This is a genomic window from Streptomyces sp. 11-1-2 (genome assembly GCF_003595545.1).
Lineage (GTDB): Bacteria > Actinomycetota > Actinomycetes > Streptomycetales > Streptomycetaceae > Streptomyces > Streptomyces hygroscopicus_B.
Map to the genome: position 1 here is coordinate 11,148,108 of NZ_CP022545.1, position 13,699 is coordinate 11,161,806.

The 13,699-nt window shown below is 72.1% G+C and carries 2 protein-coding genes; both read left to right on the forward strand.

The window, feature by feature from the left end; translation table 11 throughout:
* Positions 1-36: 36 nt before the first annotated feature.
* Positions 37-6,312: a type I polyketide synthase gene (locus CGL27_RS47350; RefSeq protein ID WP_119993901.1), complete on the forward strand. Its 6,276-nt coding sequence runs from the start codon at positions 37-39 to the stop codon at positions 6,310-6,312.
* Positions 6,309-13,664, forward strand: a complete 7,356-nt coding sequence (locus tag CGL27_RS47355; protein ID WP_119993902.1) for a type I polyketide synthase — start codon at positions 6,309-6,311, stop codon at positions 13,662-13,664. Before CGL27_RS47350 ends, CGL27_RS47355 begins: the two co-directional genes overlap by 4 nt.
* Positions 13,665-13,699: the final 35 nt, after the last annotated feature.

Below are 13,699 nucleotides of genomic sequence, written 5' to 3' on the forward strand. Positions count from 1 at the left end.
GCCGTTCGATGTGATTGACGAGGAGTTGGGTGTCTGATGAGTGAGCAGCAGCTTCGCGACTACTTGCAGCGGGTCACCGCCGACCTCAAACGCACCCGCCGGTCACTGCGCCGCTACGAGGCCATGGCCACGGAGCCGATCGCGATCGTCGGCATGGCCTGCCGCTACCCGGGCGGTGTGCGCACCCCCGGGCAACTGTGGGACCTCGCGGTGTCCGAAGTGGACGCGATCACCGAGTTCCCCACCGACCGCGGCTGGGACCTGGCCTCGGTGCGAGACCGCCTGGCCACCGAGGCCAGCGGGTTCCTGCGGGACATCGACCGGTTCGACGCCGAGTTCTTCGGGATCAGCCCCCGGGAAGCGGTGGCGATGGATCCGCAGCAGCGGTTGCTGCTGGAGACGGCGTGGGAGGCGGTCGAGCGCGTGGGCATCGCTCCCGACTCCCTGCGGGGCAGTGACACCGGCGTGTTCGTGGGCACCTGTGCCCAGGACTATCCGGAACTGCTGCGGGACACCGTCGACCAGGTCGAGGGCTACGTCGGTACCGGCAGCGCCGCCAGTGTCATGTCGGGCCGGATCTCCTACACGCTCGGGCTGGAAGGCCCCTCCCTGACGGTGGACACCGCGTGCTCGGCATCCCTCGTCGCGCTCCACTCGGCGGTACGTGCCCTGCGTGCCCGGGAGTGCTCGCTGGCGCTGACCGGCGGCGTGGTCGTGATGACCACGCTCTCGCCCTTCCTGGAGTTCACCAAACAGGGCGGCCTCGCTCCGGACGGCCGGTGCAAGTCGTTCTCCGACGACGCGGACGGCACGGCATGGTCGGAGGGGGCGGGCATGCTCGCGCTGCGACGACTCTCCGACGCCCAGCGCGACGGCCACGAGGTGCTGGCGGTGATCCGCGGCTCCGCGGTGAACTCCGACGGCGCCTCCAACGGTCTGAGCGCACCGAACGGCACCGCACAGCAGCAGGTCATCTGGAGCGCGCTGGAAAACGCCGGACTCGCACCCTCCGATGTGGACGCCGTGGAGGCGCACGGCACGGGCACCCGGCTGGGTGACCCGATCGAGGCCGGCGCACTGCTGGCCACCTACGGTCAGGACCGCGAACGGCCTCTGCTGCTGGGCTCGTTGAAGTCGAACATCGGCCACTCGCAGGCGGCGGCCGGGGTCGGCGGCGTCATCAAGATGGTGGCGGCGCTGCGCGCGGGAGTGCTGCCCGGTCTGCTCCACTTCTCGGCGCCGTCCTCGCGTATCGACTGGGCGTCGGGTGCGGTCTCCCCGCTGGCGCACACGGCCGACTGGCCGGAGACCGGCAGGCCGCGACGTGCCGGAGTGTCCTCCTTCGGCGTGTCCGGCACCAACGCGCACGTCATCCTCGAACAGGCGCCGGAACCCGAGACGCCCGAGCGGCCACCGCTCGCGGAGGACGAACAGGTCGTGTGGCAGCTCTCCGGCAGGAGTCTGCCCGCGCTGCGCGCCCAGGCACGAGCGCTGGCGGACCACCTCGAGGCCCGGCCGGACCTCGGCTCGGCGGACCTGGCCTACTCCCTGGCGACCACACGCACCCGGTTCGAGCACAGCGCGACCGTGATCGGGGACCGGAAGGCCGCGCGCACCGCGTTCGAAGCCATGGCCCGCGGTGAAGAACCGGGTTCCGTCACGCTGTCCGCCGCCCGGGTCACCGACTCCCGTCCGGTGTTCGTGTTTCCGGGGCAGGGGTCGCAGTGGGTGGGGATGGCGGTGGAGTTGCTGGGGTCTTCGCCGGTGTTCGCTGGGGCGATGGAGGAGTGTGCGGGGGCGTTTGAGGGGTTGGTGGAGTGGTCGTTGGTTGAGGTGTTGGGGGATGAGGTGGCGTTGGGGCGGGTTGAGGTGGTGCAGCCGGTGTTGTTCGCGGTGATGGTGTCGTTGGCGCGGTTGTGGCGGTCGTTCGGGGTGGAGCCGTCCGCGGTGGTGGGTCATTCGCAGGGTGAGATCGCGGCTGCGTGTGTGGCGGGTGTGTTGTCGTTGGAGGATGCGGCACGGGTGGTGTGTGTGCGGTCGAGGCTGATCGCGGAGGGGCTTGCGGGGCGCGGCGGGATGGTGTCGGTCCCGTTGCCGTTGGCCGAGGTCGAGAGGCTGGTTGAGCCCTTTGGTGAGGGGCTTGTGGTGGCGGCGGTGAACGGCCCTGAGTCGGTGGTGGTGTCGGGTACGCCGGAGGCGGTGGCGGCTTTGGTGGAGCGGGAGCCGCGGGCCCGGCGGATCGCGGTGGACTACGCCTCCCACTCCCCGATGGTGGCGGAGATCCGGGACGCGGTCCTGGCAGGTCTGCCCTCGGTGCGGCCCGTCGCCGCCGAGGTGCCCTTCTATTCGTCGGTGACGGGTGGCCGGGTGGATGGTGCTGAGTTGGGTGCGGAGTATTGGTTCCGCAACCTTCGCGAGCGGGTGGACTTTCATGGCGCGGTGTCGGGGCTGGTGGAGGGCGGGTTCCGGGTCTTCCTGGAGATGAGTCCGCATCCGGTGCTGACCACGTCGATCGAGGAGACGGCGGAGACCGTCGCGCTCGGCACCCTGCGCCGCGGCGAGGGAACACTCGACCGGATCCGCCTCTCGCTCGCCCTGGCGCACCAGCACGGGATCCCCGTGGACTGGAGCGCCGTCTTCCCCGACGCCACCCGCGTGGAACTGCCCACATACGCCTTCCAGCCGCAGCGCTTCTGGCCCCGTGGGGGCACGACCTCGGTGGACGTCACCGCGGCGGGATTGAGCGTTCCGGAGCACCCGCTGCTCGGGGCCGGGATCGAGCTGCCGGGTGACGACGGCTATCTGTTCACCGCCCGTCTGTCGCTCGGCACCCACCCCTGGCTGGCGGACCACGCCGTGGCCGGGACGGTGCTGCTGCCCGGAACGGCCCTGCTGGAGATGGTCATCCACGCGGGCGACGAGGTCGGCTGCCACCGGGTCGACGAACTCGTACTGGAGAAGCCGCTCGTCCTGCCGGAACAGGGGAGTGTTCAGCTACAGATCCGGGTGGACCGGCCCGCCGCCGACCACCGCAGGACCGTGCGCGTCTTCGCTCGCGGTGGAGCCACCTGGACGCAACACGCCTCCGGCACACTGTCCACCGGCGAGCACGAGGGCGGCGCCCCCACGCCGTCGATCACCTCCTGGCCGCCCCCGGGCGCGGAGCGGATCGAACCGGCGGGGGTGTACGACGATCTCGCCGCGGAGGGCTACGGTTACGGCCCGGCGTTCCGGGGCCTGAGCGCCGCGTGGCTCACCGAGGACGGGGCCTGCGCCGAGGCGGTCCTCCCCGAGCACCAGCGGGCCGAGGCGGGCGCCTTCGGTCTGCACCCCGCGTTGCTGGACGCCGTCCTGCACGCGACCAGCCTGCTGGGCAGCACCCGTGTGCTGCCGTTCGCCTGGAGCGGGGTGCGCCTGTACGCGACCGGGGCCACCTCTCTGCGGGCCCGGCTGCGCGGCATCGGCCCGGACACCGTCGAGCTGACCGTCGTCGACCCCGCGGGCGCGCCGGTGCTGACCGCCGAGTCCCTGGTGCTGCGCCGGCACACCGCTGTGGACTCCGTCCTCGACGCCCCGCTGTACCGGCTCGCCTGGCGGCCCGTGCCCGCCGACCCGGACCACGCACGTGCCGTCATCGAGCTCGACCCGGGGACCTGGGCACTGCCCGACTCGGTCACCGGTGTCGACGCGGCCGTGGTCCGCCTCGATCGGGCGGGCGAGGAGATGCTGCCCGCCACCCATCAGCTCACGGCACGGGTGCTCGGCCTGCTGCGGGCCTGGCTGGCCGAGCCACGGCTCGACGATGTCTCGCTCATCTTCGTGACCGAGGGCGGTGTGGCCGTCGGTGACGAGGACGTCGTGCCCGCGGTGGCGGCCGCCCGTGGGCTGATCCGGTCCGCGCAGACCGAGAACACGGGCCGGTTCGTCCTGGTGGACACGGACGAGCCCGGTGTGCCGGACGAGCTGTTGTCGCGCGCGCTGGCCAGTGGCGAACCCCAGCTCGCGGTGCGCGAAGGCGCCCTCCTCGCGGCCCGGCTGGCCGAGCCCGGCTCGCTGACGCCACCGCCCGGTCCGTCATGGCGCCTGGAGACCATGCGCAAGGGCAGCCTCGACGACCTCGACCTGGTGCCGTGGCCCCGCGCGGAGGAACCGCTCGGACCCCAGGAGGTCCGGGTCGACGTCCGGGCCGCCGGGGTCAACTTCCGCGATGTCTTCGACGCGCTGGGCATGAACCGACGTGCCGCCACCCCGCTGGGGGCCGAGGTGTCCGGTGTCGTGCTGGAGACCGGCCCGGACGTGGCCGGTCTGCGGCCCGGCGACCGCGTGTTCGGGCTGACCGTCGGCGCCTTCGGCCCGCTGACCGTCACCGACCACCGGCTGCTCGCGCCGATGCCCGACGACTGGACCTTCGCGCAGGCGGCGTCGGTGCCCGTCGTGTTCCTGACCGCCTACTACGGTCTGCTCGACCTGTCCGAGGTGCGCACGGGACAGTCCCTGCTGGTGCACGCGGGCGCGGGCGGCGTCGGCATGGCGGCCATCCAGCTCGCCCGGCACTGGGGGCTGGAGGTCTTCGCCACCGCCAGTGAACCCAAGCAGCATGTGCTGCGCTCGCTGGGCATTCCCGACGACCACATCGCCTCCTCGCGCACCCTCGACTTCGAGCGGCGGTTCCTGGAGGCCACCGGTGGCCGGGGCGTCGATGCCGTACTGAACTCGCTGGCCGGCGAGTTCGTGGACGCCTCGCTGCGGCTGCTGCCGAGGGGCGGGCGGTTCGCCGAGATGGGCAAGACCGACATCCGCACCACTGTGCCGGACGGGATCGGCTACCGCGCCTTCGACCTGGCGGAGCTGGAGCCCGACGCCGTACAGGAGAGGCTGCGGGCCCTGCTCGACCTGTTCCAGGACGGCGCGCTGCAGCACCTCCCGGTGTCCACCTGGGACGTCCGGCACGGACGTGAGGCGTTCCGGTACATCAGCCGTGCCCAGCACATCGGCAAGGTCGTACTGACCATGCCGCGGCGCTGGAATCCGCGGGGCACCGTGCTGATCACCGGCGGCACCGGCGGCCTGGCCGCGTCGCTGGCCCGCCATCTGGTGACCACGCGGGGCGTACGGCATCTGCTCCTCGTCAGCCGGAGCGGACCGGACGCACCCGGCGCGGCGCGACTGGTCGCGGAGCTGGCCGAATACGGGGCCGAGGCCCTGGTGCGCGCCTGCGACGTCGGCGACCGGACGGCGGTGGCGGATCTTCTCGCCACCGTTTCCGACCAGCACCCGCTGACCGCCGTCGTACACGCGGCCGGGGTGCTCGACGACGGCGTGATCCAGTCGCTGACCCCCGAACGGCTGGTCACCAGCCTGGGCTCCAAGGCCGACGGCGCCTGGCACCTGCACGAGTTGACCCGAGACCTCGACCTCGCCGCGTTCGTGCTCTACTCCTCTGCCGCCGCCGTGATGGGCAGCGCGGGCCAGGGCAACTACGCCGCCGCCAACGCCTTCCTCGACGCGCTCGCCGCCCATCGCAAGGCCGCGGGTCTGCCCGCCACGTCGATCGCGTGGAGCCTGTGGGCCGAGGCGAGCGGCATGACCGGCGCGCTGACCGCACGGGACATCGACCGGATCGCCCGCTCCGGCCTGCCCGCGCTGTCCACCGAGGAGGCGCTGGCCATGTTCGACGCGGCGGTGGCGCAGGACGGGCCCGCGGTCGCCGGGATGCGCCTGGACCTGCCGACATTGCGGGCCGCCGCGTCGGCACCGCACATCCTCTGGGCACTGACCGGCACCACCGGCCGCAGGCACGCCGACCACGACGAAGGCGCCCTCGTCGACCGCCTCGCCCGGATGGGTCCGCCGGACCGGGCCGCCGAGCTGACCAGGCTGGTGCGGGCGCAGGCCGCCGCGGTGCTCGGGCACTCCGACGATCAGTCGCTGGAGGCCGACCGCCCGTTCAAGTCGCTCGGCTTCGACTCGCTGACCGCCGTGGAACTGCGCAACCGGATCGGCACCCTGCTCGGCCTTCGACTGGCCTCCACCATCGTCTTCGACCACTCCTCGCCCACCGCACTGGCCGAGCACTTGTCCTCCCGCTTGGGCGGCGACCAGCCCCAGGAGAACCCGGTGCTCGCCGAACTGGCCCGGCTGGAGGACGCCTTCGCCCGGTTCGACGGCGACGCGGCGATCCGGGAGCAGGTGATGCGCAGGCTGTCGGCACTGCTCGTGACCGACGACACCGAGGCCCAGGAAACCGATCTCGGCGAGGCCACCGACGAGGAAATGTTCGAGCTGCTCGGTAAGGAGTTCGGTATCTCATGACCAGCACAGAGGCCAAGCTGCGGCACTTCCTCAAGGAGACCACCGAGGACCTCCGGCGCACCCGGCGGCAACTGGACAAGCTGCTGGCCACCCGCAGCGAACCCATCGCGATCGTCGGCATGGCCTGCCGGTACCCCGGCGATGTGCGCAGCCCCGAGGAGCTGTGGGAACTCGTCGAGACCGGCGGCGACGCGATCACCGAATTCCCCACCGACCGGGACTGGGGCGAGGTGCCGTCGAGCACCCGCTCCGGCGGGTTCCTGCCCGACGCGGCCGAGTTCGACGCGGCGTTCTTCGGGATGTCCCCGAGGGAGGCGCTGGCCACCGATCCGCAGCAGAGGCTGCTGCTGGAGCTGGCCTGGGAGGCGCTGGAGCGTGCCGGGATCGTGCCCGGCACCCTGCGCACCAGCCGGACCGGAGTGTTCGTCGGCGCGCTGCACCAGGACTACCAGTCGGTACTCGACAAGGTTCCCGATCTGCCTCCCGGGTTCTCCTCGACGGGCAACGCGTCCAGCGTGATGTCCGGCCGGATCGCCTACACCCTGGGCCTGGAAGGCCCGGCGGTCACCATCGACACGGCGTGCTCGTCGTCGCTGGTCGCCCTGCACCAGGCCACGCTGGCGCTGCGGTCGGGAGACTGCTCCCTGGCCCTGGCGGGCGGGGTGACCGTGATGTCCACGCCGTCCGCCTTCATCGACTTCACCCAGCAGGAAGGTCTGGCCCCCGACGGCCGCTGCAAGTCCTTCTCCGACGACGCCGACGGCACCAGCTTCTCCGAGGGCGCGGGTCTGCTCGTGCTGGAGCGGCTGTCGGACGCCGAACGCAACGGACACCAGGTGCTGGCGCTGCTGCGCGGCTCGGCGGTCAACTCCGACGGCGCGTCCAACGGCCTCACCGCGCCAAATGGCTCCGCTCAGCGCCGAGTGCTCAGCAGCGCACTGGACAACGCCGGGCTGCGCCCGTCCGACGTGGATGTGATCGAGGCGCACGGAACCGGGACGCGGCTCGGCGATCCGATCGAGGCCAGTGCGCTGCTGGCCACCTACGGTCAGGACCGGGAACGCCCGCTGCTGCTGGGCTCGTTGAAGTCGAACATCGGCCACTCCCAGGCGGCGGCCGGGGTCGGCGGCGTCATCAAGATGGTGGCGGCGCTGCGGAGTGGGATCGTGCCGCCAACGCTGCACGTGAGCCGGGCGAGCTCCCGCGTGGACTGGGCGGACGGCGCCGTCGAACTCGTCACGGACGCCCGGCCGTGGCCGGAGACGGACCGGCCACGGCGCGCCGGCGTGTCGTCGTTCGGCATCTCGGGCACCAACGCGCACGTGATCATCGAGCAGGCGGCGCCGCGGCCGCAGGCCGAAGCCACGGCAGAGGGGCCGAGCCCGTGGGTGCTCTCCGGCCAGGACACGTCCGCGCTGCGCGAGCAGGCGAGGCTGCTCGACACACACCTGAGGGGCCGCACACTGCCCGCGCGGGACATCGGCCGGGCACTGGCCCTCTCGCGCACGCACTTCGCGCGGCGGGCCCTGGTCACCAGCCCTGAGGGCCTGCGCGCCCTGGCCGAGGGCGAACCGTCCGCTGACCTGGTGCAGGCAACGGCACTGCCCTCGGCCCGTCCGGTGTTCGTGTTTCCGGGGCAGGGGTCGCAGTGGGTGGGGATGGCGGTGGAGTTGCTGGGGTCTTCGCCGGTGTTCGCTGGGGCGATGGAGGAGTGTGCGAGCGCTTTCAAGGGGTTGGTGGAGTGGTCCCTGGCCGAGGTGTTGGGGGATGAGGTGGCGTTGGGGCGGGTTGAGGTGGTGCAGCCGGTGTTGTTCGCGGTGATGGTGTCGTTGGCGAAGCTGTGGCGGTCGTTCGGGGTGGAGCCTGCGGCGGTGGTGGGTCATTCGCAGGGGGAGATCGCGGCGGCGTGTGTGGCCGGTGCGTTGTCGTTGGAGGACGCGGCACGTGTGGTGTGTGTGCGGTCGAGGCTGATCGCGGAGGGGCTTGCGGGGCGCGGCGGGATGGTGTCGGTCCCGCTGTCGCGGGCCGAGGTGGAGGAGCTGGTTGAGCCCTTCGGCGAGGGGCTTGTGGTGGCGGCGGTGAACGGCCCTGAGTCGGTGGTGGTGTCGGGTACGCCGGAGGCGGTGGCGGCTCTGGTCGAGCGGGAGCCGCGGGCTCGCCGGATCGCGGTGGACTACGCGTCTCACTCCCCGATGGTGGCGGAGATCCGGGACGCGGTCCTGGCCGGTCTGCCTTCGCTACGGCCGGTCGCCGCCGAGGTGCCCTTCTTCTCCGCCCTGCGGGGTGGGCAGATCGAAACCACCGGCCTCTCGGCCGACTACTGGTACACCAATCTGCGCGAGCCGGTCGACTTCGCCGGGGCCGTGTCGGCCCTGCTGGCAGCGGGCCACCAGATGTTCCTGGAGATGAGCCCGCACCCCGTACTCACCATGAGCGTTGAGCAGACCGCGGACGCCGCCGGAGCGACGGTCGCCGCCCTGGGCACCCTGCGGCGCGGCGAAGGTGGTCTCGGCCAGTTCGTCCGCGCACTGGGCAGCGCCCATGTGCACGGCGTAGCGGTCGACTGGAGCGCCGTCTTCCCCGACGCCACTCGGGTGGACCTGCCCACGTATGCCTTCCAGCGCAGTCGCTTCTGGCCCACCGATCCTGCCGACACCCTCGATGCCGTCCCGATGACCGAAGGCCCCCAGGACATGCTGGACCTGGTCCGTGGGCACGTGGCGGCCGTGCTCGGCCATCGACGGGCCGCCGACGTACCGGCCGACCGTGCCTTCTCCGACCTCGGACTCGACTCGCTGACCGCGACCCAACTGCGCACGGCCCTCGGCGACGCGACCGGCCTCGACCTGCCGATCAGCCTTGCCTTCGACTACCCCACGCCGGCCGCGGTCGCCGCGTTCCTGACCGGGGGCGCCGACGCCCCGATCCGGCGCACCGTCGCCGCGGACGATGGCGACCCGGTGGTCATCGTCGGCATGGCGTGCCGGTACCCCGGTGGCGTCGCCGACCCCGAGGGGCTGTGGCGTCTCGTCGTCGATGAGCGGGACGTCGTATCCGGGTTCCCGACCGACCGCGGCTGGGATCTCGACCAGCTGATGCTGACCAGCACGACCGCACAGGGCGGTTTCCTGCACGACGCGGGCGGGTTCGACGCCGCGTTCTTCGGCATCAGCCCGCGTGAGGCCCTTGCCATGGACCCCCAGCAGCGAGTGCTGCTGGAGACGGCGTGGGAGGCGGTCGAGAGGACCGGGATCGACCCGAGTACGTTGCGCGGCAGCGCGACGGGTGTGTTCGTGGGCGCGTCCCAGCAGGACTACCTGGGCGCGGCCGACGGGGCGGAGGCTGGGCTCGGTGGCCTGGTCCTCACCGGCAAGATGTCCGCCGTGCTGTCCGGCCGCATCGCGTACACCCTGGACCTCAAGGGACCCGCGGTCACGGTGGACACCGCGTGTTCGTCGTCGCTGGTCGCGCTGCACACGGCCGCCCAATCCGTGCGCAGCGGGGAGAGCGCCCTCGCCCTGGCGGGTGGTGTCGCCGTGATGGCGACGCCGTTCGCCTACGAGGAGTTCACCCATCAGGGCGGGCTGGCCGCGGACGGCCGGTGCAAAGCGTTCTCGGCGGACGCGGACGGCACCGGATGGGCCGAGGGCGCCGGTTTCGTGGTGCTGGAACGGCTGTCCGCGGCCACCCGCAACGGACACCGGGTGCTCGCCGTGCTGCGTGGCTCGGCGGTCAACCAGGACGGCGCGTCCAACGGTCTGTCCGCTCCCAACGGGGTGGCACAGCAGCGGGTGATCCGGCAGGCGCTGGCGAACGCGCGCCTGCGCCCGCAGGACATCGACATGGTCGAGGCGCACGGCACCGGCACGGTGCTCGGCGACCCCATCGAGGCCAACGCCCTGATCGCCGCGTACGGCCAGGACCGTGAACAGCCGCTGTGGCTGGGCTCGATGAAGTCGAACATCGGCCATGCCGCCGCGGCGGCGGGCATCGGCGGCGTGATCAAGACGGTGTCCGCCCTGGCGCACCGGGTCATGCCGCGCACCCTGCATGTGACCGAACCGGCGTCCACCGTGGACTGGCCGGCAGGGGTCCGGGTGCTGACCGAAACACTGCCGTGGCCGGAGGCCGACAGGCCGCGGCGTGCCGGAGTGTCCTCGTTCGGTGTGTCCGGCACCAACGCGCACGTCATCCTCGAACAGGGACCCGACCTCCCTGACGAGGCGTCTGCCGTCGACGCCGGGCCGACCGGTGTGCCCTGGCCGCTGTCCGGACGCACCCTTGAGGCCCTGCGGGCACAGGCGGCCCGCCTGGCCGAGCACCTCCGCGACCGTCCCGACCTGCGTCCGGTCGATGTGGGCCTGTCGCTCACGACCACACGCACCGATCTCGCCTGCCGTGCCGCGGCCTTTAGCCCGGACGAACTCGACCGGCTCGCCACCCAGGACCGGGCCATGCGCACCTTCGACTCCCGTCCGGTGTTCGTGTTTCCGGGGCAGGGGTCGCAGTGGGTGGGGATGGCGGTGGAGTTGCTGGGGTCTTCGCCGGTGTTCGCTGGGGCGATGGAGGAGTGTGCGGGGGCGTTTGAGGGGTTGGTGGAGTGGTCGTTGGTTGAGGTGTTGGGGGATGAGGTGGCGTTGGGGCGGGTTGAGGTGGTGCAGCCGGTGTTGTTCGCGGTGATGGTGTCGTTGGCGCGGTTGTGGCGGTCGTTCGGGGTGGAGCCGTCCGCGGTGGTGGGTCATTCGCAGGGGGAGATCGCGGCGGCGTGTGTGGCGGGTGTGTTGTCGTTGGAGGATGCGGCACGTGTGGTGTGTGTGCGGTCGAGGCTGATTGCGGAGGGGCTTGCGGGGCGCGGCGGGATGGTGTCGGTCCCGTTGCCGTTGGCCGAGGTCGAGAGGCTGGTTGAGCCCTTTGGTGAGGGGCTTGTGGTGGCGGCGGTGAACGGCCCTGAGTCGGTGGTGGTGTCGGGTACGCCGGAGGCGGTGGCGGCTTTGGTGGAGCGGGAGCCGCGGGCCCGGCGGATCGCGGTGGACTACGCCTCCCACTCCCCGGTGGTGGAGTCGATTCGCGGGGGTGTGCTGGAGGGGCTGGCGGGAGTTGCTGCCGGGCCGGGTTCGGTGCCGTTCTACTCGTCGGTGACGGGTGGCCGGGTGGATGGTGCTGAGTTGGGTGCGGAGTATTGGTTCCGCAACCTTCGCGAGCGGGTGGACTTTCACGGCGCGGTGTCTGGGCTGGTGGAGAGCGGGTTCCAGGTCTTCTTGGAAATGAGTCCGCATCCGGTGCTGACCACGTCGATCGAGGAGACGGCGGAGACCGTCGCGCTCGGCACCCTGCGCCGCGGCGAGGGAACACTCGACCGTGTGTACCGGGCGCTGGGCGAGGCGTATGCGCACGGCGTGTCCGTCGACTGGCGGCCCGCCTACCCCGGCGCCCGCGTGGTCGAGCTGCCCACCTACGCCTTCCAGCACCAGCACTTCTGGGTCACCTCGCCCCGTGATCGCACCTCCGTCGCGGACCGCTGGCGCCACCGGATCGACTGGTCCCGTTTGCCCGAGCCCGCGGCCGTCGCCGAACCGGGACGCTGGCTCGTGCTCGGCGCCACCGGCACCACATGGACCGACTCGGTCGTGCGGGCGCTCGGTGAACGGGCCGTCCTCGTGCCCGCGGAGGCACCGCGCGCGGAGCTCGCCGAGCGGCTGAGCGCTCAGGCGCCGGCCGACGGAGTCGTCCTCACACCCGAGACGCCCGTGGAAGCCGCGGCCATGCTCCAGGCCCTCGACGACGCCGGAGTGGCCACACCGATCTGGATCGCCACCCGCGCCGCGGTGGCCGTCGACTCCGCCGACCCGCGGCCGCGGATCGACCAGGCGGGTGTGTGGGGGCTGGGCCGGGTCGCCTCCTGGGAGTACCCCACGCACTGGGGCGGCCTGGTCGATCTCCCCCAGGACCTGGACGAGTCGGCAGTCGCCAGGCTGCGGTCCCTGCTCGCCGAGGAGAAGGCCGAGAACCAGGTCGCGATCCGCTCCACCGGGCAGTACGGACGCAGGCTCGTCCGCGCGGCTCCGGAGGCACCTGCCCGAGCCTGGACAGCCGAGGGAACCGTCCTGATCACCGGTGGCACCGGCGGGCTCGGAGCGGAAATCGCCTGCTGGGCGGCGGGCCGTGGCGCCGAGCACCTCATCCTGCTCAGCCGTCGGGGGCCCGGCGCCCCCGGTGCCGAGGCGCTGCGCGATAAGTGCGAACAGGCCGGTGCCCGTGTCACGTTCGTCGCGGCGGACGTCTCCGACCGGGAGCAGATGGCAGCGGTACTCGACGCGCATCCGGTCACCAGCGTCTTCCACCTGGCCGCGAGCCTCGACGACGGTGTGCTGGACAGGCTCACCTCCGACAACTTCGCCGCGGTCGCGGGGGCCAAGGTGCGCGGAGCGCAGGTGCTGGACGAGCTGACGCGCGGTCGCGGCCTGTCCGCCTTCGTGCTGTTCTCCTCGATATCCGGGGTGTTCGGAGTGCCCGGTCTCGGTGCGTACGCGGCGGCGAACGCCATGCTCGACGCCCTTGCCGTATCCCGCCGGGCGGCCGGTGAACAGGCCCTGGCCGTGGCCTGGGGCGCATGGGCGGGCGAGGGCCTGGCCACGCATGTGGTCGGCGACGAACGGCTGCGCCGCATGGGCCTGACCGCCATGCCCGCCAAGGCCGCGCTGGCCGCACTGGAACACGCGCTCAACCGCGACGACGCCACCATCGCCGTATTCGACGCCGACTGGGACCGGGTGCCGTCCCACACCCGCGACGGCCTGGGCACGTTGCTGCACGAGCTGCCCGAGGCCCGCCGCCCGGCGGCCGCCTCCCGACCCGACGCCGCCGACCTGCGCACCCTGCTCACCGGGCTCGACGCGGCACAGCGCACCGCGAAGCTGCGGGACGTCGTCCGTGCCGAGGTCGCGGACGTGCTCGGCCACGACGACGCGGCGGTCATCGACCCGCGCCGGCCCTTCGCCGAACTCGGCTTCGACTCGCTCACGTCGGTACGGCTGCGCAACCGGCTCACCCAACTCACCGGCCTGAGCATGGCCGTCACCGCGGTGTTCGACTTTCCCACCGTGACCGAACTCGGCGAGCACCTGGCCGGACGGCTCGGCGGTGATGACTTCGACGCCGGGAAACTGCTGGTCCGTCTGGAATCCCTGCTCGACGAGGCGGGGCCGGACGACGTGGGCACGCTGTTGAGCGGTATGGAGGCACTGCTCAGCAGCCGACGCCCGCAGCCACTCGCCACGGGCCACTTCGCCTCGTCGAGCGACGAGGAGATGTTCAGCTTCATCGACCAGGACCACGCCCAGCCGCGCAACTGACGTCGAGACACGCCCTCCAGGCCCGCGTCGCCTGG

Coding starts and splice junctions, on each gene's coding strand:
- CGL27_RS47350 (WP_119993901.1), top strand. CDS start 37: ATGAGTGAGCAGCAGCTTCGCGACTACTTGCAGCGGGTCACCGCCGAC.
- CGL27_RS47355 (WP_119993902.1), top strand. CDS start 6,309: ATGACCAGCACAGAGGCCAAGCTGCGGCACTTCCTCAAGGAGACCACC.